We start from the raw sequence: 18,727 nt of genomic DNA on the forward strand, positions 1-18,727 counted from the left end.
CGGGGTCAGCGCAGACCGACGGAGCGCTCGAGCGCGAGCATCAGCAGCTCGTCGAGCAGCTGCGCGTAGGGCAGCCCGGATGCCTCCCACATGCGCGGGTACATCGAGATCGAGGTGAAGCCCGGCATGGTGTTGACCTCGTTGATGATCGCCCGGCCGTCGTCGGTCAGGAAGAAGTCCGCGCGGGAGAGCCCCTCCCCGTCGACCGCCTCGAACGCGCGGGCGGCCGCGGAGCGGATGGCCTCCGCGGCGGGCTCGGGGATGCGCGCGGGGCAGCTGAGCTGCGCCGAGTCCTGGGCGACGTACTTGGCCTCGAAGTCGTAGAAGGAATGCTCGTCCACGACCTCGATCTCGCCGGGCTGCGAGACCCGGGGCGGCTGCTGGCCGCGGCCCTCGAGCACCGCGCACTCGATCTCCCGGCCGCGGATGCCGGCCTCCACGACGACCTTGCGGTCGAAGCGGCGGGCCTCCTCCATCGCGGCCGTGACGGCGTCGCGGTCCGCGGGATCGTCGACCTGCGTGATCCCGAACGACGAGCCGCCGCGGGCCGGCTTGACGAACACCGGGGCCGCGAGCCCGGCCACGTCGTCGAGCACCGCCTCCGGCTCGCTGCGCCACCGCCGGTCCCGGGCCACGATGTACGGCCCGACCTCGAGGCCTGCGGATTCGAAGGCGACCTTCATGAAGTGCTTGTCCATGGCCACGGCCGAGGACGTCACGCCGCAGCCGACGTAGCGCAGGTCCGCGAGCTCGAGCATGCCCTGGAGGGTGCCGTCCTCGCCGTAGGGCCCGTGCAGCAGCGGCAGCACCACGTCGATGTGCTCGTGGCGCTCGTCGGCCGGGCCCTCGCCGCTGATGTCGCGGATGAGCAGCTCCGTGTCGCCCGATCCCATGGGCAGCGAGACCATCTCGTGGCCGACGGGCAGCTCCGTGATGGGGTTCTCGTCGAGCAGCGCGTCGAGCTGCTCCTGGGACACCAGGAACCACTCCCCGGTGCGGGCGATCCCGATGGTCACGACGTCCCAGCGCTTCCGGTCGATCGCTCCCAGCACGCTGCGGGCGGTGATCAGGGAGATGCTGTGCTCGGCGGAGCGGCCGCCGAAGAGCACCGCCACGCGAGGGCGGGAGGCCGGGGCGCCCGTCGGGGCCGTGCCGGGATCGGTGGTGCTCATGCGGTGGTTCCCTCCGCTTTCAGTTCGCGGCCCAGCAGCAGCGGGGCGAGGTGGTCGACGGTGATGCGGCCGTCCAGGATAGCGACGACGGCCTCGGTGATCGGCATGTCGACCCCGTGCTCGCGTGCGAGCTGCAGCACGGCGGGAGCCGACTTGAGCCCCTCGGCGGTCTGGGTCATCTCCCGCTCGATCTGCTCGAGGGTGCGGCCCTGGCCCAGCAGGCGGCCCGCGGTGCGATTGCGCGACAGCGGCGACGAGCAGGTCGCCACCAGATCGCCGATCCCCGCCAGCCCGGCCATCGTCTCGCCGCGCGCACCGAGGGCCAGGGCCAGCCGCGTGGACTCGGCGAGACCGCGGGTGATGACGGAGGCCTTCGAGTTGTCGCCGTAGTGGCGCCCGTCGCAGATGCCGACGGACACGGCGATGACGTTCTTCGTCAGCCCCGCGATCTCCGTGCCCACCGCGTCGTTGTTGGTGTACGGCCGGAAGTAGGGAGCCGCGATCGCGCGCGCCACATCGGCGGCCAGCTGGGGGTCGGCGGCGGCGACGACCGAGGCCGTGGGCTGCTCGTCGGCGATCTCCATGGCGAGGTTCGGTCCCGAGACGATGCACAGCCGCCGCAGCCACCCCTCCCGGTCCCGCCCGCCGCGCGGGTGGCCTGCGGGGCGCCGCTCGGCCAGGACCTCGGCGACGACCTCGCTCATCCGCAGGCCGGTCCCCCGTTCGAGCCCCTTGGCCAGCGAGACGAGCACGGCCTCGGCCTCCAGATGCTCGGACACCGCGTCGAGCTGCGAGCGCAGGGCCTGCGCCGGCAGGGCGAGCACCACGAGATCCGCGCCGCGCAGCGCCTCGGCGAGGTCCGCGGTGATCCGCAGCGGGTCGGGCAGGTGCGTGCCCGGCACATAGCGCTCGTTGACCCGGGTCCGGGCCGTGCGGGACATCGCCTCCTCGTCGCGGCCCCACAGGACCACCTCGGGCGCCGTGCCCGGCGTCTGCAGCCCCGCATCCGCGAGGACCTTGGCGAAGGTCGTGCCCCAGGACCCGGCCCCGAGCACGGCGGCGCGGCGCGGTGACCACTCGGCCCCGGCGAGCTCGGAGGGCGCGGCGCCCGCCCGGCTGCTGCGCTGCGTCATCGTCGCCCCTCGATCCGGGTGTCCCATCGGGTCTCCGGCGCGGGCTCCCCGCGCAGCACGGAGAGCTCCGCGGAGATCGCGTCGAGGATGGCCTCGGTGGCCGCCGCGGCGGCCGCGTGCGGGACGGCCGCCACGCGGGCATCGCGGCCGAGCACGCCCGGACGGTCCCCCTCGGCGGACGGGGTGCGCGTGTCCGGGTGGTCGAAGCGGCTCAGGTCCACCGGCTCCCCCACGCGCACCCGCACGCGCTTGGGCGGCCAGAGGCTCGCGTGCGGTCTCCAGTCGCGGTCCCGGCCCAGGATCTCCTGGTCCCCCCAGTGCGCCACGGGGATCACGGGGATGCCGAGCCCCAGGGCCAGCCGCGCCGCCCCCGGGTACGAGTGCATGGGCCACCGCTCGGGATCGCGGGTCAGCGTCCCCTCCGGATAGATGACGACGGCCCCGCCCTCGGCCAGCCGCTCCCGCGCGGTGCCCAGGGCGCGGACCGAGTCCCTGGTGCCGCGGTGCACGGGCACCTGCCCGATCCGCCGCAGCAGATGCCCCAGGACCGGGATGCGGAACAGCGACTCCTTGGCCAGGAACCGGGGCACCCGCCCGGCGTCGACGACCGTGAGGCCGACGGTCACCGGGTCGATCTCGGTGACGTGGTTCGCCACGATCAGGCATGCGCCCTCGGCCGGGATGCGCTCGGCGTGCTCGACGGTGCGCCGGGCCAGGCACCGGTACGGAGCCCGCACCAGCGCATGCAGCGCCTTCATCTCGAGCGTGAGCTCGGAGGTCCTGCCCTCGACGCGGGTGCGGCTCATCTGCTGCTGCCCGACGCTCAGGAGGCGGTCACGTCGAAGGTCGCGCCGAGGGCCTCGAGCTTCCGGGTGAAGTGCTCGTAGCCGCGCTCGATCAGCTCGACGCCGGTCACGTGCGACTGCCCCTCGGCGCTCAGCGCCGCGATCAGGTGGGAGAAGCCGCCGCGCAGGTCCGGGACGTGGATGTCCTGGGCCCGCAGCTCGGTCCGTCCGGAGATGATCGCGGAGTGCACGAAGTTCGACTGCCCGAACCGGCAGGGGGTCGAGCCCAGGCAGTCGCGGTGCAGCTGGATGTTCGCACCCATGCGCTGCAGCGCGTGGGTGAAGCCGAAGCGGTTCTCGTAGACGGTCTCGTGGACGATCGAGACGCCCTCCGCCTGCGTCAGGGCCACGACGAGCGGTTGCTGCCAGTCGGTCATGAACCCGGGGTGGACGTCGGTCTCGACGACGATCGGCTTCAGGGCGCGGCCCGGATGCGAGAAGCGGATGCCGTCCTCGCGGATGTCCAGGTCGCCGCCGACCTTCCGGAAGGTGTTGAGGAACGTCATCATGTCGGCCTGGGCGGCGCCCTCGACGAGGATGTCGCCGCCGGTGGCCAGTGCGGCCGAGCCCCAGGAGGCGGCCTCGATGCGGTCGGACATGGCCCGGTGCCGGTAGCCGGACAGGATCTCGACGCCCTCGATGTGGATCACGCGGTCCGTCTGGACCGTGATGATCGCGCCCATCTTCTGCAGGATCGCGATCAGGTCCATGATCTCCGGCTCGGTGGCCGCCCCGCGCAGCTCGGTCCGCCCGCGGGCCCGGGTCGCCGAGAGCAGGACCTGCTCGGTCGCGCCCACCGACGGGTAGGGCAGCTCGACCTTGGCACCGTGCAGCCCGTTCGGCGCCGACATGCGGATGCCGGAGTCGAGCTTCTCGACCTTCGCGCCGAAGTGGCGCAGCACGTCCAGGTGGTAGTTGATCGGCCGGTCGCCGATCTTGCACCCGCCGAGATCCGGGATGAAGGCCTCGCCCAGCGTGTGCAGCAGCGGGCCGCACAGCAGGATCGGGATCCGGGAGTCGCCGGCGTGGGCGTCGATGTCGGCGTGCTGGGCGCGGACCACGTTCGAGGGGTCCAGGGTCAGCGTCCCCTGGCCGTCGTTGTCGACCTCGACCCCGTGCAGGGCCAGCAGATCGGTGACGACCTGGACGTCCTTGATGTGCGGGACGTTCTGCAGGGTCGAGGGCGTGGAGCCCAGCAGCGCGGCCACCATGGCCTTGGGAACGAGGTTCTTGGCTCCTCGGACCCTGATGGTCCCCTGCAGGGGCACTCCGCCCGTGATGGTCAGTGCGCTGGACATGGTCTCCCGATCTGCCGAGTCCGTACGGCATTGCTCGCGGCGCAGAGCGGTCGCGCTCTGCGAGGGACCATCCTACGAGAGGACGGCACCCCGGATTCACCGGACGCTCATGGACATTTCATCTTCTCCGGGCCGAGGGGCGCTCGGCGCGGCAGGCGGGCGCACCGGCGGACGGGCCCCTCGGAGCTCGTCCGCCCAGTCTGCCGCCGGAGGCGCCCGCGGTCCCGTCGACGAGCCCGCCGGGAGGCGCCTGTGCGCGAATTCCCAGGATCGCCGCGATGCCCGGGACTGTCGCGCCCGGCGGCGAGGCTTCAGGTCCGGGCGGGCAGCGTCGTGGGCAGCCAAGCCGGTCGACCGGCCTCGAAGGAGCGGATGGCGTCCTCGTGCTGCAGCGTCAGCCCGATGTCGTCGAGGCCCTCGGCCAGCCGCCAGGCCGTGTACTCGTCGATCCGGAACGGCACCGTGACCGTCCCGACCGAGACCGTGCGGGCCTGCAGGTCGACCGTGGTGGGCACGGCCGGCTCGGCCTCGATCTGCTTCCACAGCAGGTCGATGTCGGACTGCTCGACCTGCGCGGCCAGCAGGCCCTGCTTGCCCGCGTTGCCGCGGAAGATGTCCGCGAACCGCGAGGAGACCACGACCCGGAAGCCGTAGTCGCGCAGCGCCCAGACGGCGTGCTCTCGGGAGGAGCCCGTGCCGAAGTCGGGCCCGGCCACCAGGATGCTGGCGTCGCGGTACTCGTCCTGGTTGAGCACGAAGTCGTCGTGCGTGCGCCACTGGGCGAACAGCGCGTCCTCGAAGCCGGTCTTGGTGATCCGCTTGAGGTAGACGGCGGGGATGATCTGGTCGGTGTCGACGTTGGACTCGCGCAGCGGGGCCGCGATGCCGGTGTGGGTGGTGAACTTCTCCACGGTGTCCTCCTGGGGGCTCCGGGACGTGCCGGAGGCGATGGTCGGGGCGGGTTCCGTCGGGAGCCGGGCTCAGGCGGTGATCGGCTCGAGGTCCGACGGCGCCGAGAGCGTCCCGCGCACCGCGGTGGCGGCGGCGACGACGGGCGAGACCAGATGGGTGCGCCCGCCCTTGCCCTGGCGGCCCTCGAAGTTGCGGTTGGAGGTCGAGGCGCAGCGCTGGCCGGGGGCGAGCTGATCGGGGTTCATGCCCAGGCACATCGAGCAGCCGGCGAAGCGCCAGTCCGCGCCGAAGTCCCGGAAGACCTGGTCCAGCCCCTCCTCCTGGGCCTGCAGCCGGACCTTCTGGGAGCCGGGGACCACCATCATCTCGACGCCCTCGGCCTTGGTGCGGCCGCGGACGACCTCCGCGGCCAGGCGCAGGTCCTCGATGCGCGAGTTCGTGCACGAGCCGAGGAAGACGACGTCCACGGGCACCTCCTTCAGCGGCGTCCCCGGGGTCAGGTCCATGTAGTGCAGGGCGCGCCGCGCCGCGTCCTTCGCGCTGTCGTCGGCGAAGTCCTCGGGATCCGGGACGGACCCGGACAGCGAGGTGCCCTGGCCCGGGTTGGTCCCCCAGGTCACGAACGGCTCGAGCCGATCGGCGTCGATGACCACCTCCGCGTCGAACACGGCGTCGTCGTCGGTGCGCAGGCTGCGCCAGTGCTCGACCGCCTGGTCCCACAGCTCGCCCTCGGGCGCGTGCGGGCGGCCCCTGACGTAGTCGAAGGTGGTCTCGTCCGGGGCGATCATCCCCGCGCGGGCCCCGGCCTCGATCGACATGTTGCAGATCGTCATGCGGGCCTCCATCGACAGCTCCTCGATGGCGCTGCCGCGGTACTCCAGCACGTAGCCCTGGCCGCCGCCCGTGCCGATCTCGGCGATCACGGCCAGGATGATGTCCTTCGAGGAGACGCCGGGGCGCAGGCGGCCGTCCACGCGGATCGACATGGTCTTGAACGGGGCCAGGGGCAGGGTCTGGGTGGCCATCACGTGCTCCACCTCGGAGGTGCCGATGCCCAGGGCCAGCGAGCCGAACGCGCCGTGGGTCGAGGTGTGCGAGTCCCCGCACACGACCGTCATGCCGGGCATGGTCAGTCCGAGCTGCGGCCCGACGACGTGGACGATGCCCTGCTCGTCGTCGCCGAGCGGGTGCAGGCGGACGCCGAACTCCCGGGCGTTCGAGCGCAGGGCCTCGATCTGCTTGCGCGAGGTCGCGTCGGCGATCGTGGAGAAGATGTCCTCGGTGGGGGTGTTGTGGTCCTCGGTGCCGAGCGTGAGGTCCGTGCGCCGCAGCGGGCGCCCGGCCAGGCGCAGCCCCTCGAAGGCCTGCGGCGAGGTGACCTCGTGGATCAGGTGCAGGTCGATGTAGAGCAGATCCGGCTGCCCGTTCTCGCCGCGGCGCACGAGGTGCTGCTCCCAGACCTTCTCGGCCAGGGTGCGAGGTGCTGACGGGGTCTCGGTCGACATGGTGGTCCTTCCGGCAGGAGGGTCCGCGGCTCCCGGTCAGAGCCCGCGGGCGGCTTCGGCGGCCTCCGGGTCGCGGCGCGTCGTGACTCCAGGATCCGCCCGCGGCCCCCATCCCGCCACAGTCCTGGCGGTCATCTCGGATTCTGAGACGTAGTATCGCAACATGGACAGCACTCCGCTCACCGGCCGGCACGCCGCCCTCCCGCCCGCAGAGGCCGGATCCTCGTTCTCCCCCAGCGGGGTCGGCGTGATCGACAAGGCCTCCGAGATCCTCGACGTGCTCGAGGCCGGCCCCGCATCGCTGGCCCAGCTCGTCTCGGCCACCGGGTACTCGCGCCCGACCGTCCATCGGCTGGCCTCCGCGCTGGCGCACCACCGGCTGCTGGGCCGGGACATGCAGGGCCGCTTCGTGCTCGGGCCGCGGCTCGTCGAGCTCTCGTCGGCCGCCGGGGAGGACCGGCTGATCGCGGCCGCCGGCCCGACCCTGGTCCAGCTGCGCGACGCCACGGGAGAATCGGCGCAGATCTTCCGCCGGCAGGGCGAGTGGCGCGTGTGCGTGGCCTCCTCGGAGCGCCCGATCGGACTGCGGGACACGATCCCGGTGGGCACGCAGCTGTCCATGAAGGCCGGATCGGCCGCGCAGGTGCTCATCGCGTGGGAGGATCACGGCCGCCTGCTCGAGGGCCTGCACGGGGCCCGCTTCACCGCGACGATGCTCGCGGGGGTCCGGCGGCGCGGCTGGTCGCAGTCGATCGGCGAGCGGGAGACCGGCATCGCGTCCGTCTCCGCGCCGGTGCGAGGGCCATCGGGGCGGGTCATCGCCGCCGTGTCCATCTCGGGCCCGATCGAGCGGCTCACCCGGCAGCCTGGCCGCCTGCATGCCGAGACCGTGGTCGCGGCCGCCCGGCAGCTCACGCAGGCCATCCGCCCCGGGGCCTGAGGCCCCGGCCCTCCGGAGGCTGGGCGCGCCCGGTGCGCCCCGGGAGCGGACGGACGACGGGGCCGCATCCGCCCGTGCTCCGGGTCGGATGCGGCCCCGTCCGCGCCGCCTCTGCTCAGGCTCTCGCCCGGTGCAGCGCCTCGGTGATCCGCTCCTGCTGGGAGAGCTCGTCCTCGACCGGCTCGATCACGTGGGACTGCGCGGTCCGGGCGATCTCCTCGCGCAGCCGCCGCCGCACGGCCGCCCGCCGTCGCGAGGCCGACAGCCGGGCCAGCACGGTCGAGAGCAGCCCGAGGACCAGTCCGGCGACCAGACCCGTGACCACCAGCAGGGTCGGCACCGGGATGTCGGTCCCCTCGACGGTCGGGACGGGCGGCACCGGGATCTGCAGGTAGTCGAGCGCGAAGACCCCGGTGAGCCACAGCAGCCCGGCCACGGCCATGAGCAGCAGCAGCCACTGCGCGATGCCGAACGGGGTCCACCACCACGACCGCGCCCCGCGCCGCAGATCGGTGCGCGCCAGGGCCTGGTCGAGCGCGTCCGGCAGCACGTCCTGGTGCGATCGGGCGGCATCGCGGATCGAGCGCTCCCACGCGGGGGCCGCTCCCTGGGCGGCCTCCTCCGCGAAGCGGCGGACCGCGGTGTCGCTCGCGGCGCGCTGCGCGGCATTCATGGGCGGCAGGGAGGACCGATGCAGCGACGGGTCGCCGTCCCGGCCCTGGCTTCCGCTGTCCGCCCCCTGCAGATGCAGGCGCTTGAGGGGGTCCTTGCGGAAGGAGCCGACCCAGCGCACCGGCAGCCACCCCGTGCGCTTCGACGCGCTGAGCACGTAGCTGCGCGCCGCGGCGTCGGCGATCCCGTCGGCGGCGGCCGCGGTGCTCAGCCCGTCCACCAGGGACTCCCGGGCGAACGGGGTGACGCCCTCCGCCCGGCCCTCGCCGTGGGAGGCCTCCAGCGCGTCGACGGCGTCGTCGATGTCCCCGGCCAGCCGCTCGGAGGCGGCGGCCTTCGCCTCGACGACCTCCGTGATCGCGGCGCGGACCTCGCCGATCCCCGTGCCGAGCGCGGCGGAGGCGGCGATCGGCGCCGACCGGCCCTCGGTGCGCAGCCCGTCCTGGGCCAGGACGTCGCGCAGCGAGGCGAGCACCCGCGGCACCTCGCCCGCGGCCAGCCGATCGGCCTGGTTGAGCACCACGAGCGTGGTGGAGGCGTGGCGCGACAGCGGGGCGATGAAGTGGTCGTGCAGCACCGCATCGGCGTACTTCTGCGGGTCGACGACCCACACGACGACGTCGACCATCCCGGCCAGCCGCGCGGCGATCTCCCGGTGCTCGCGCGCGACCGAGTCCACGTCCGGCAGGTCCAGCAGGATCAGCCCCTCCGGGACCGGGCTCCAGACGCCCGCGGGCCCCTGGGACCACGGCTCGAGCGAGAGGTCCTCGACCACGCGGCGGTCCTTCACCTCGAGCCAGTCGAGCAGCGGGTCGGCGCCGGGCAGGCCGCCGAGCACCGCGAGCGGCTCGGAGGTCGTCGGCCGCTGCACCGCGGCCCGGGCGATCTGGCGGCCGAGCACGGTGTTGAGCAGGGAGGACTTCCCCGAGCCCGTCGCGCCGAAGAATCCGACGACGGTGTGATCCGCCGACAGGGCGCGGCGTCCGGAGGCTCGGGCCAGGACGTCGTCGGCCCGCTGCAGCGCGTCCTCGTCCAGCCGGCCGCGGCCGAGGTCCGCGGCCTGGCTCAGCGCCTGCAGCCGTTCGTCGAGATCCGCGTCCGGATCGCGCCGGGGGCGGCGCCCCAGCCGCATCACAGGTTCTCCCCCGCCGTGCGGACGGCGGCGGCCGCGTCGCGCAGCTCGCTCGCCCGGGGGTCGTGGACGGCGTCCAGCCGCTGCGTCCACGGGTGCTTCAGCTCGTCCACGAAAGTCCTCATCCTCTGCTCGAGATCCCTGCGGGCCTGCTCCGCCATCCGGCGGACGGCGTCCTCGCCGAAGACCGCCTCGAGCAGCCGGGTGCCCACGACGCCCGAGGCCCCGGCGATGCCGACCTCGGCTCCCGTGAGGCCCGCGGACATCGAGAAGACGACGACCATCAGGCCGACCGTCACGATGTTCAGCCCGATCGACATCAGCCGCGCCTGGGTGCGCTTGCCCGCGCCCTCCTGCTGGATCAGCCCCATCACATCGCCCTGCCAGGCGCGGATCACCTCGGCGGAGCGATCTGCCGTGCCCTCGGGCAGACGACCGAGGTCGTCGCCGCGCAGCAGCCCCCGGCCCGCGGCATCGGCGCGCCAGCGGCGCTGGACCTCCTCGCCGGCCTTGGCCAGCTCCTCGATGATCACGGCCTGCAGCCCGGTCTCCAGGGCCTGCTCGACCTGGATCTCCGGCGCCGGCCTGCCGCGCAGCGCGGCGCCGGCCCGGTCCCGCCAGCGGCCGATGGTGCTCTCGAGCGAGCGGAAGAACTCGCCGGTGCCCACGTAGTCCTGCCAGCGCGAGAGCACCTCGTCGCGCAGGAGGGAGCCGTCGCGGGTCGCGTCGTCGATGGCCTCGAGGGCCTTTCGGTACGCCTCCTCGACGTCGGTGCGCAGCTGGGTCAGGACCTCGTCCTGCGCGGCCACGGCTGCGGCGACCTCGTCGGTGCGGTCGCTGATCTGGCGCAGGGCCCCGCCCAGGGTGCGCCGGGCGACGTCCGAGCGGCCCTGGGCATCGGCCGCCAGGTCCCCCAGCCAGGTGCGCAGCGGGTCCACGGTCCCCGCCGGGAGCATCCCGGCGGCATTGAGCGGGGACTCCGGGATGACGAAGATCGGCGCCTCGCCCAGGCCCTTCTCGGCGAGCATGCGGCGCAGATCGGGCTCGATCTCTCCCGCGGCTCCCGGCGGGACCCGGTCCAGGATCACGGCCACCGTGATCGAGCGCCGGCCGGCCTCGACGAGCAGCTCCCAGGCCGCGGCGTCGGCATAGCGGTTCGCGGTGGTCGTGAACAGCCAGAGATCGGCTGCGGCCAGCAGCTGCCCGGCCAGCCTGCGGTTGTCCTCGGAGACGGAGTCGATGTCGGGGGCGTCCAGCAGCGCGATGCCGCTGTCCACGCCGCGGTCGGCCAGCAGCACCAGGCTCGAGCCCGCCATCGCGGTCTCCGGGGCGCCGCGGTCCTCCGCCGTGCGGTCCTCCGGCCGCGCTTCGGCCGAGCCGTCGGCTTCCGACGGCCGCGCGAGGCGGCCGCGCACCCTCGCCAGGTGCGGCAGCACGCGGGTCCCCTCGAAGGCGGCGGCATCGTCGGGGTGATGGATGAGCATCGGCTGCCGTGTGGTGGGGCGCACGACTCCCGAGCGGGTGACGGGCCGTCCCACGAGGGAGTTGACCACGGTGGACTTGCCCGCACCCGTCGAGCCGCCGACCACCGCGAGCAGCGGGGCATCGAGATGGCGCACGCGCGGGAGGATGTAGTCGTCGATCTGGTTCAGCGCCTGCCGCGTCGTCTCGCGCCCGGCGACGGCCGGGGGCGTGTCCAGAGGCAGATGCAGCTGCGAGAGGACATCGCGCAGCGCGTCGACCGCGGCGGATGCCCGCTCGCCGTCGGTCTTCCCCGCCGGCGTCGAGCCCGCGGACGGCCGCGTGCCGGCGGACGGTCTCGGGCCGGCGGACCGCGCGGACGCGATCTCATCGGGTGCCTCGGCCTCGGCCGGGGCGCGGGTCGGTGCGGGTGCCGGTGCTGGTGCGGACCACGGCGCCGAGACGGGATCGGCGGGGCGGTCGTCGCCGCCGAGCGGACCGGGCGTCTCGGGGGCGGGCTCTCGGGGGATGCTCACGAAGCCCCATCATGCCGCACGACGAGCCGTGCGGGCCTGAGGCGGCACCGGAGCCGGAGCCGACCTGGCCCGGCAGATGCAGGAAGGCCCCGGACCGTGCGGTCCGGGGCCTTCGCCTCGGTGTGACCCCAACCGGATTCGAACCGGTGTTGCCGCCGTGAGAGGGCGGAGTACTAGGCCGCTATACGATGGGGCCGAGATGCTCGCTGCCGAGCAGGTGCCGCGGCCTCGGAGAAGCCGCGAGCGGTGCGCCGACGACGGGCGTCGGCAGGTTCTTCGTGCATGTGCTCCGCTGCGCGTCGACGCAGCGGAGCACATGAGCGGACGTGACCCCAACCGGATTCGAACCGGTGTTGCCGCCGTGAGAGGGCGGAGTACTAGGCCGCTATACGATGGGGCCGCTGGGGTACCAGGACTCGAACCTAGAACGACGGTACCAGAAACCGCTGTGTTGCCAATTACACCATACCCCACTGTTCGCGCAAGTCCGTGACGCGTTCCTCTCGGTCCGCCCCGCATTCCTGCGCGCAACAGGCTGAAACTATACCCGAGGCCGACCCCCGCAGCAAATCCCCCGCGGCGCCGGCCTGCGCCGCTCAGGCCAGTCGCGCGGCCAGCGCGTCGATGCGCGCCAGCGATGACTCCCGACCGAGGATCTCGAGCGATTCGAACAGCGGCGGGCTGACCTGCCGCCCCGAGACCGCCACGCGCACCGGGCCGAACGCCAGGCGGGGCTTGATCTCGAGGCCGTCCACGATGGCCTCGCGCAGCGCGGCCTCGATGGGCTCGGCGGTGAAGTCCTCCACCCGTTCGAGCGCCGAGCGCGCGGCGGCGAGGACCTGCGGCGCGGAGTCCTTGAGCTTGGCCACGGCCTTCTCGTCGTGCACCAGCGCGGCGTCCTCGGCGAAGAGGAAGTCCAGCAGCTCGACCGCATCGCCGAGCAGGTCCATGCGGGTCTGCACGAGGGGGGCGGCCTCGTCCAGGATCTGCTCCTGGCGCTCGGTGAGGCTCTCGCCCAGCACTGCCCCGGCCTGCAGGTACGGGACCAGCCGATCCCGGAAGTCCTGCGGATCGAGCATCCGGATGTGATCGGCGTTGATCGCGGTCGCCTTCTTCACGTCGAAGCGCGCCGGGTTGGCCAGGACGTCGCGGATGTCGAAGGCCTCGACGAACTGCCGCGTCGTGAACACGTCCTCGTCGGCCGACAGCGACCAGCCCAGCAGCGCCAGGTAGTTCAGCAGGCCCTCGGGGATGAAGCCGGCGTCGCGGTGGTGGAAGAGGTTGGACTCGGGATCCCGCTTGGACAGCTTCTTGCTCCCCTCCCCCATCACGTAGGGCAGGTGGCCGAACTCGGGGATCCGGGAAGCGACGCCGGCCTTGACGAGGGCGTCGTAGAGTGCGATCTGTCGCGGGGTCGACGACAGCAGATCCTCGCCGCGCAGGACGTGGGTGATGCCCATGAGGGCGTCGTCGACGGGATTGACCAGGGTGTAGAGCGGCTGCCCGTTGGCGCGGACCACCACGTAGTCCGGGACGGAGCCGGCGGCGAAGGTGATCTCCCCGCGCACCAGGTCCGTGAAGGTGATGTCCTCGTCCGGCATCCGCAGGCGCAGGACCGGCTCGCGACCCTCGGCCCGGAAGGCCGCGATCTGCCAGTCGCTCAGGTCCCGGTCGAAGTTGTCGTAGCCGAGCTTGGGATCGCGTCCGGCCTCCCGGTGGCGCTGCTCGACCTCCTCCGGGCTCGAGAAGGATTCGTAGATCGCCCCGGAGTCCTTGAGCCGGGCGATGACGTCCTGGTAGATGCCGCCGCGCTCGGACTGCCGGTACGGCCCGTGGGGGCCGCCGACGCCGTAGCCCTCGTCCCAGTCGATGCCGAGCCACTGCAGGGCCTCGACGAGCTGGTCGAGGGACTCCTGGGAGTCGCGGGAGGCGTCGGTGTCCTCGATCCGGAAGATCAGCTTCCCGCCGGTGTGCCGGGCCCACGCCCAGTTGAACAGGGCGGTGCGCACCAGGCCGACGTGCGGGGTGCCGGTGGGCGACGGGCAGAACCGCACCCGGATGTCGGTTCCGGTCGCGGGTGCACTGGGGGTGATCTCTGCTGCGCCCTCAGGGGCGTCCGTGGATGCGTCAGTCATGATGACGCCAGTCTAGGGCGAGGCGGCGGCCGGGCCCTCAGCGGCGCAGCAGGGTGGCCAGCGTGCCGATGCCCTCGATCTCGACCTCGATGCGATCGCCCTCGTCCACCTGGCCGACGCCGGCGGGCGTGCCGGTGAGCAGGACGTCGCCGGGCAGCAGCGTAAACGCCGAGGAGGCGAAGGCGATGAGATCCGCGACGGAGAAGACCATCTGCGCGGTCGAGGAGTCCTGCTTGGTCTGCCCTCCGACCCGCGAGGCGATGCGCAGGTCGGAGGGATCCAGCTCGGTCTCGATCCACGGCCCCAGGGGGCAGGAGCCGTCGAAGCCCTTGGCACGGGCCCACTGGCCGTCCGTCTCCTGGGCGTCTCGGGCGGTCAGGTCGTTGGCCGCCGTGTAGCCGAAGATCACGTCGTCGGCCTTCTCCGCGGGGACGTCCTTGCAGATCCGCCCGATCACCACGGCGAGCTCCGCCTCGTAGGAGACGCGCTCGGTCCACGACGGCAGGGTCACGGGATCGCCCGGGCCGACGACCGAGGTGTTCGGCTTGAAGAACAGCATGGGGCTGGCCGGGACCTCATTGCCCATCTCCGCGGCGTGATCGGCGTAGTTGCGCCCCACGCACACGATCTTGGAGCGGGGGATCACGGGTGCCAGCAGGCGCACGTCCTCGACCTTCCACGACGTCCCCTCGATGGGCTGGATCCCGTTGTAGAAGGGGTCGCCGGCGATCGGGACGACCACCTGGTCCGCCCCCTCGCCCTGGACGACGCCGTAGTGGATCTCGTTGTCGACGGTGAATCGGCTGATGCGCATGCGACCACCCTAAGCCCGCGCGGCGGCCGCCGCGCCACGGCAGGGCCTCAGGCCAGACGGGTGAGCCAGCCGCGGGCGTCCGGGACCGCGCCGGTCTGGATGCCGAGCAGCTCCTCGCGCAGGGCCATCGTGACCTCGCCGGGGCGGGCGTCGTCCGGGCCGATCGTCTCGGTCGAGGAGATGAGCCGGCCGACCGGGGAGATCACGGCGGCGGTGCCGCACGCGAAGACCTCGGTCAGGTGCCCGCTGCGCACGCCCTCGCGCCACTCGTCGAGCGTGAAGCGCCGCTCCTCGACCGTGAGCCCGCGCGCCTGCGCCAGCTCGATCACCGACGAGCGGGTCACCCCCTCGAGGATGGTGCCGGTGAGGGCGGGAGTGACCAGGCGGCCGTCGTCGAAGACGAAGAACACGTTCATGCCGCCGAGCTCCTCGATCGCGTGATCGCGGTTCGGGTCGGTGAACAGCACCTGCGCGCAGCCGTGGGACTCGCCCTCCATCTGGGCGATCAGCGACGCGGCGTAGTTGCCTCCGCACTTGGCCGCCCCGGTGCCGCCGACGCCGGCTCGGGCGTAGTGCTCGGAGAGCCAGATGTCGACGGTGTCCACGGTCCCGAAGTAGGTGCCGGCCGGGGAGGCGATCACGCAGTACTGGTATCCGCGCGAGGGCCGGACCCCCAGGTAGGACTCGGTCGCGATCATGAACGGGCGCAGGTACAGCGACTGCCCGGCGCCCGAGGGCACCCATTCGGCGTCCGCGGCCACGAGCTCGCGCAGCGAGTCCAGGAAGAGCTCCTCGGGCAGCTGCGGCATGACGAGGCGATCGGCCGAGGCCTGCAGGCGCCGGGCGTTGCGCTCGGGGCGGAAGGTCCACACCGAGCCGTCGTCATGGCGGTAGGCCTTCAGGCCCTCGAAGATCTCCTGGCCGTAGTGCAGCACGGCCGCGGCGGGGGCGAGGCTGAGCGGGCCGTACGGGCGCAGCTGCGGCCGGCCCCATGAGCCCGTCCCCGTCTCGACGTCCCCGGTCCACTCGATCGTGACCATGTGATCGGTGAAGTGCTGCCCGAAGCCGGGATCCGCCAGGATCTCCTCGCGCTGCTGCGGGGTCGCGGGGCTCGGATTCGGCGTGCGCTGGAACTCGGTGCTCATGGGGCTCTTCGATTCTGCCGCGGCTGCGCGCGCGGCGTGCGTCCCGGGCTGGTCCCGGGAGCGGGTCGTGGGTCGGGGCGGGCCGGGGGTCAGGCCAGCGCGGCGACGACGGCGTCGCCGATCTCCTGCGTGCTGCGGGACAGCGAGCCGGCGGCGGCCAGGTCGGCCCGCACGGCGTCGCGGATCTGCCGGGCCTGGTCGGGGTGTCCCAGGTGCTCCAGCATCATGGCGCCCGCCAGGATCGAGGCGGTCGGGTCGGCGACGCCCTGGCCGGCGATGTCCGGGGCCGATCCGTGGACCGGCTCGAACATGGACGGCGCGGTGCGATCGGCATTGATGTTGCCGCACGGCGCCAGGCCGATGCCGCCGGAGACGGCGCCGGCGAGGTCGGTGATGATGTCGCCGAAGAGGTTGTCGGTGACGATGACGTCGAAGCGCGCCGGATCCGTGGTCATGAAGATGGTCGCGGCGTCGATGTGCAGGTAGTCGACCTCGACCTGCGGGTACTCGGCGGCGAGCTCGTCGACCATGCGCTGGTAGAGCCGACCGGCGTTGACCAGCACGTTGTGCTTGTGCACCAGCGTCAGCCTCCGGCGCTCGCGCCCGGCGGCCAGCTCGAACGCGTACCGGACCAGGCGGCGGACCCCGTGGGCGGTGTTGACCGAGACCTCCGTGGCGATCTCCTGGCCGGTGCCCTCGCGCAGCACGCCGCCGTTGCCGGCGTACGGGCCCTCCGTGCCCTCCCGGACCACGACGAAGTCGATCTCGCCGGGCTCGCGCAGCGGCGAGACCGCGCCCGGGAGCAGCTCGGAGGGGCGCAGGTTGATGTAGTGGTCCAGGCCGAAGCGCATCTTCAGCAGCAGCTCGCGCTCGATGATCCCGGACGGGATCCGCCGGTCCCCGGGGGCCGCGCCGACCGCTCCGAAGAGGATCGCGTCGAACCCGCGCAGCTGCTCGAGCGTCTCGTCGGGCAGGGCCTCCCCCGTGGCCAGCCAGTGCTGGGCCCCGAGCGGGAAGTGCTGCTCCTGCAGGTCGATGCCGGCCGGTGCGCACACGGCCGCGAGCACCTTCCGGGACTCGGCGACGACCTCGGGGCCGATCCCGTCGCCGGGGATCACGGCGATGCGATGGGCGGCTCCCTCGGCGGACGCGGCGGTCGGGGCGGAGGCGGTGTTCTGCGCGGTCATGCCCTCACGATACGACCGAGCGGGTGCGGATTCCCGGGTCGCGCCCCCCGTCTCACCATGCGGACGCGATGTCCATGATCCGGAGGGGCCTCGACCGGTCACCCCTGGGCCGGCTCCTCGTAGCGCGGGAAGACGGGGGTGGGCTTGGGCAGCGAGGTCCCCGGCTCGAGCCGCTTCCCGATCGCCGTGAACTCCCGGTCCTCGGCCGCCTGGCCGAGGACGTCGAGCAGCCGGGCCGCGGAGTCGGGCATGACCGGCTGGACCAGCAGGGCCACGACGCGCACGACCTCGAGCGCGGTCCACAGCACGGTGGCCATGCGCGCCGGGTCGCTGCGGCGCAGGACCCAGGGCTCCTGGGAGCTGAAGTAGCGGTTGCAGTCCGCGACGACGCGCCAGATGCTCTCGAGCCCGCGGTGGAACTGCAGCCCGTCGAAGGCCTCGCGCACGATCGGCAGCAGGCCGTGGGCCGCCTCGAGGATCCGCCGGTCCTCGTCGGTGAGCTCGCCGGGCTGCGGCGCCCGGCCCTCGAGGTTCTTGGCGACCATCGACAGCGAGCGCTGGGCCAGGTTGCCGAGGTCGTTCGACAGGTCCGAGTTGATGCGCGAGACGATCGCGTCGTGCGAGTACGAGCCGTCCTGGCCGAAGGGGACCTCGCGCATGAGGAAGAACCGCAGGGCGTCCAGGCCGTAGGCGCCGATCAGCGCGTGCGGATCGATGACGTTGCCGATGGACTTGGACATCTTCTCGCCCTGGTTGAACAGGAAGCCGTGGCCGAAGACCGTGCGCGGGACCGGCAGGCCGGCCGACATCAGGAACGCGGGCCAGTACACGGAGTGGAAGCGGATGATGTCCTTGCCGATGACGTGGACGTCGGCCGGCCAGAACTTGCGGAACAGCTCGCCGTCGACGTCCGGGTACCCCACGCCCGTGAGGTAATTGGTCAGGGCGTCGACCCACACGTACATGACGTGGTCGGGATCGTCCGGGACCGGGACGCCCCAGTCGAACGTGGTGCGCGAGATCGACAGGTCGCGCAGGCCGCCGCGCACGAACTCCGCGACCTCGTTGCGCCGCGTCTCCGGGCCCACGAGGCCCTCGTCGTACAGGGCGAGGAGGCGGTCCTGGTAGGCGGAGAGCCGGAAGAAGTACGAGGACTCCTCGGTCCAGGTCAGCTCCGTGCCGGTGCCCTTGGAGAGCCGGACCCCGTCGACGACCTCCGTCTCGTCCTCGGCGTAGTACGCCTCGTCGCGCACCGAGTACCAGCCCGAGTAGGAGTCCAGGTAGATGTCGCCCCGGGCCTGCATGCGCCGCCAGATCTCCTGGCAGGCCTCGCGGTGATCCGGATCGGTGGTGCGGATGAAGCGGTCGTACGAGACCTGCAGCTCGTCGTCCATCGCCCGGAACGCAGCGGCATTGCGGTCCGCCAGGGCCTTGGGCGCGATGCCCTCCCGGTCGGCCGTCTGCTGCATCTTCTGGCCGTGCTCGTCGGTCCCGGTGAGGAAGCGGACGTCGAAGCCGTCCAGGCGCTTGAACCGGGCCAGGACGTCGGCGGCGACCGCCTCGTAGGCGTGGCCGATGTGGGGGACGCCGTTGGGGTACGAGATGGCGGTCGTGAGGTAGAACGCCGGGCGCTCGCTCGTCACGGTCTCGGGCTCGGGGATCTCGGCGCTCGGGTCGGCGGTCTGATCGGAAGTCACGCGGACCATCGTAGCGGCGCGGATCGGGGCCCCGCCCCAGCCGCCGACGGACCGCGCTCGACATGCCGCGGCACAGTGTTCACATAAGCAACTGCATATGAGACTCTGTGCGTGCCCGGGACCTCACCGGGCGCCCCTCGTCA

General features: G+C 72.8%; 14 protein-coding genes and 3 tRNA genes. 1 reads left to right on the plus strand and 16 read right to left on the minus strand.

Annotated features, from left to right (window positions below; genetic code table 11):
* Window positions 1-5: 5 nt before the first annotated feature.
* The 6 genes from FSY66_RS05265 to leuC form a co-directional block, all read right to left on the minus strand.
* A complete protein-coding gene (locus tag FSY66_RS05265) occupies window positions 6-1,172 on the minus strand; it encodes a D-alanine--D-alanine ligase family protein (RefSeq protein WP_144791930.1) in 1,167 nt (388 codons plus the stop codon).
* Window positions 1,169-2,305, minus strand: a complete 1,137-nt coding sequence (locus FSY66_RS05270; protein ID WP_144791932.1) for an NAD(P)H-dependent glycerol-3-phosphate dehydrogenase — start codon at window positions 2,303-2,305, stop codon at window positions 1,169-1,171. Before FSY66_RS05270 ends, FSY66_RS05265 begins: the two co-directional genes overlap by 4 nt.
* Complete coding sequence (locus FSY66_RS05275) at window positions 2,302-3,111, minus strand: lysophospholipid acyltransferase family protein (RefSeq protein ID WP_260853476.1); 810 nt, start codon at window positions 3,109-3,111, stop codon at window positions 2,302-2,304. The genes FSY66_RS05270 and FSY66_RS05275 overlap by 4 nt, the downstream gene beginning before the upstream one ends.
* Window positions 3,112-3,128: 17 nt before the next feature.
* The gene (gene murA, locus FSY66_RS05280; protein WP_144791934.1) at window positions 3,129-4,448 is read right to left on the minus strand and encodes a UDP-N-acetylglucosamine 1-carboxyvinyltransferase; all 1,320 of its coding nucleotides are present in this window, start codon (window positions 4,446-4,448) and stop codon (window positions 3,129-3,131) included.
* Window positions 4,449-4,759: 311 nt separating this feature from the next.
* Window positions 4,760-5,359 carry a 3-isopropylmalate dehydratase small subunit gene (gene leuD, locus FSY66_RS05285; RefSeq protein WP_144791936.1) on the minus strand — a complete coding sequence of 200 codons (600 nt, stop codon included), beginning with the start codon at window positions 5,357-5,359 and terminating at the stop codon, window positions 4,760-4,762.
* A gap of 69 nt (window positions 5,360-5,428) precedes the next feature.
* Window positions 5,429-6,865: a 3-isopropylmalate dehydratase large subunit gene (leuC, locus tag FSY66_RS05290; protein WP_144791938.1), complete on the minus strand. Its 1,437-nt coding sequence runs from the start codon at window positions 6,863-6,865 to the stop codon at window positions 5,429-5,431.
* A gap of 163 nt (window positions 6,866-7,028) precedes the next feature.
* Here leuC and FSY66_RS05295 point away from each other — a divergent pair, with 163 nt between their 5' ends.
* Window positions 7,029-7,805: an IclR family transcriptional regulator gene (locus FSY66_RS05295; protein ID WP_260853477.1), complete on the plus strand. Its 777-nt coding sequence runs from the start codon at window positions 7,029-7,031 to the stop codon at window positions 7,803-7,805.
* A gap of 115 nt (window positions 7,806-7,920) precedes the next feature.
* On the opposite strand, the gene FSY66_RS05300 is transcribed toward FSY66_RS05295, so the two are convergent.
* The 10 genes from FSY66_RS05300 to metG form a co-directional block, all read right to left on the minus strand.
* On the minus strand, window positions 7,921-9,609 hold the full coding sequence (locus FSY66_RS05300; RefSeq protein WP_144791940.1) for a GTPase: 1,689 nt from the start codon (window positions 9,607-9,609) through the stop codon (window positions 7,921-7,923).
* A complete protein-coding gene (locus FSY66_RS05305; RefSeq protein ID WP_144792195.1) occupies window positions 9,609-11,342 on the minus strand; it encodes a dynamin family protein in 1,734 nt (577 codons plus the stop codon). The genes FSY66_RS05300 and FSY66_RS05305 overlap by 1 nt, the downstream gene beginning before the upstream one ends.
* 387 nt (window positions 11,343-11,729) lie before the next feature.
* Window positions 11,730-11,802: transfer RNA gene (locus FSY66_RS05310), tRNA-Glu, on the minus strand.
* 131 nt (window positions 11,803-11,933) lie between these two features.
* Window positions 11,934-12,006: transfer RNA gene (locus FSY66_RS05315), tRNA-Glu, on the minus strand.
* 1 nt (window position 12,007) lies between these two features.
* Window positions 12,008-12,079 (minus strand) — tRNA-Gln (locus FSY66_RS05320).
* 123 nt (window positions 12,080-12,202) lie between these two features.
* On the minus strand, window positions 12,203-13,741 hold the full coding sequence (gene gltX / locus FSY66_RS05325) for a glutamate--tRNA ligase (protein WP_260853479.1): 1,539 nt from the start codon (window positions 13,739-13,741) through the stop codon (window positions 12,203-12,205).
* A gap of 37 nt (window positions 13,742-13,778) precedes the next feature.
* Window positions 13,779-14,555: a fumarylacetoacetate hydrolase family protein gene (locus FSY66_RS05330; protein ID WP_144791942.1), complete on the minus strand. Its 777-nt coding sequence runs from the start codon at window positions 14,553-14,555 to the stop codon at window positions 13,779-13,781.
* Window positions 14,556-14,602: 47 nt separating this feature from the next.
* On the minus strand, window positions 14,603-15,700 hold the full coding sequence (locus tag FSY66_RS05335; protein WP_144791944.1) for a branched-chain amino acid aminotransferase: 1,098 nt from the start codon (window positions 15,698-15,700) through the stop codon (window positions 14,603-14,605).
* Window positions 15,701-15,789: 89 nt separating this feature from the next.
* On the minus strand, window positions 15,790-16,887 hold the full coding sequence (locus tag FSY66_RS05340; RefSeq protein ID WP_144791946.1) for a 3-isopropylmalate dehydrogenase: 1,098 nt from the start codon (window positions 16,885-16,887) through the stop codon (window positions 15,790-15,792).
* A gap of 98 nt (window positions 16,888-16,985) precedes the next feature.
* Entirely contained in the window at window positions 16,986-18,530 is a 1,545-nt protein-coding gene (gene metG, locus FSY66_RS05345; RefSeq protein WP_260853509.1) for a methionine--tRNA ligase, read from the minus strand.
* Window positions 18,531-18,727: the final 197 nt, after the last annotated feature.

Origin of the sequence: Kocuria palustris, assembly GCF_007666205.1 — a bacterium.
Taxonomy (GTDB): Bacteria; Actinomycetota; Actinomycetes; order Actinomycetales; family Micrococcaceae; genus Kocuria; species Kocuria palustris_A.

Coding starts and splice junctions, on each gene's coding strand:
- FSY66_RS05265 (WP_144791930.1), bottom strand. CDS start 1,172: ATGAGCACCACCGATCCCGGCACGGCCCCGACGGGCGCCCCGGCCTCC.
- FSY66_RS05270 (WP_144791932.1), bottom strand. CDS start 2,305: ATGACGCAGCGCAGCAGCCGGGCGGGCGCCGCGCCCTCCGAGCTCGCC.
- FSY66_RS05275 (WP_260853476.1), bottom strand. CDS start 3,111: ATGAGCCGCACCCGCGTCGAGGGCAGGACCTCCGAGCTCACGCTCGAG.
- murA (WP_144791934.1), bottom strand. CDS start 4,448: ATGTCCAGCGCACTGACCATCACGGGCGGAGTGCCCCTGCAGGGGACC.
- leuC (WP_144791938.1), bottom strand. CDS start 6,865: ATGTCGACCGAGACCCCGTCAGCACCTCGCACCCTGGCCGAGAAGGTC.
- FSY66_RS05295 (WP_260853477.1), top strand. CDS start 7,029: ATGGACAGCACTCCGCTCACCGGCCGGCACGCCGCCCTCCCGCCCGCA.
- FSY66_RS05300 (WP_144791940.1), bottom strand. CDS start 9,609: ATGCGGCTGGGGCGCCGCCCCCGGCGCGATCCGGACGCGGATCTCGAC.
- gltX (WP_260853479.1), bottom strand. CDS start 13,741: ATGACTGACGCATCCACGGACGCCCCTGAGGGCGCAGCAGAGATCACC.
- FSY66_RS05330 (WP_144791942.1), bottom strand. CDS start 14,555: ATGCGCATCAGCCGATTCACCGTCGACAACGAGATCCACTACGGCGTC.
- FSY66_RS05335 (WP_144791944.1), bottom strand. CDS start 15,700: ATGAGCACCGAGTTCCAGCGCACGCCGAATCCGAGCCCCGCGACCCCG.
- FSY66_RS05340 (WP_144791946.1), bottom strand. CDS start 16,887: ATGACCGCGCAGAACACCGCCTCCGCCCCGACCGCCGCGTCCGCCGAG.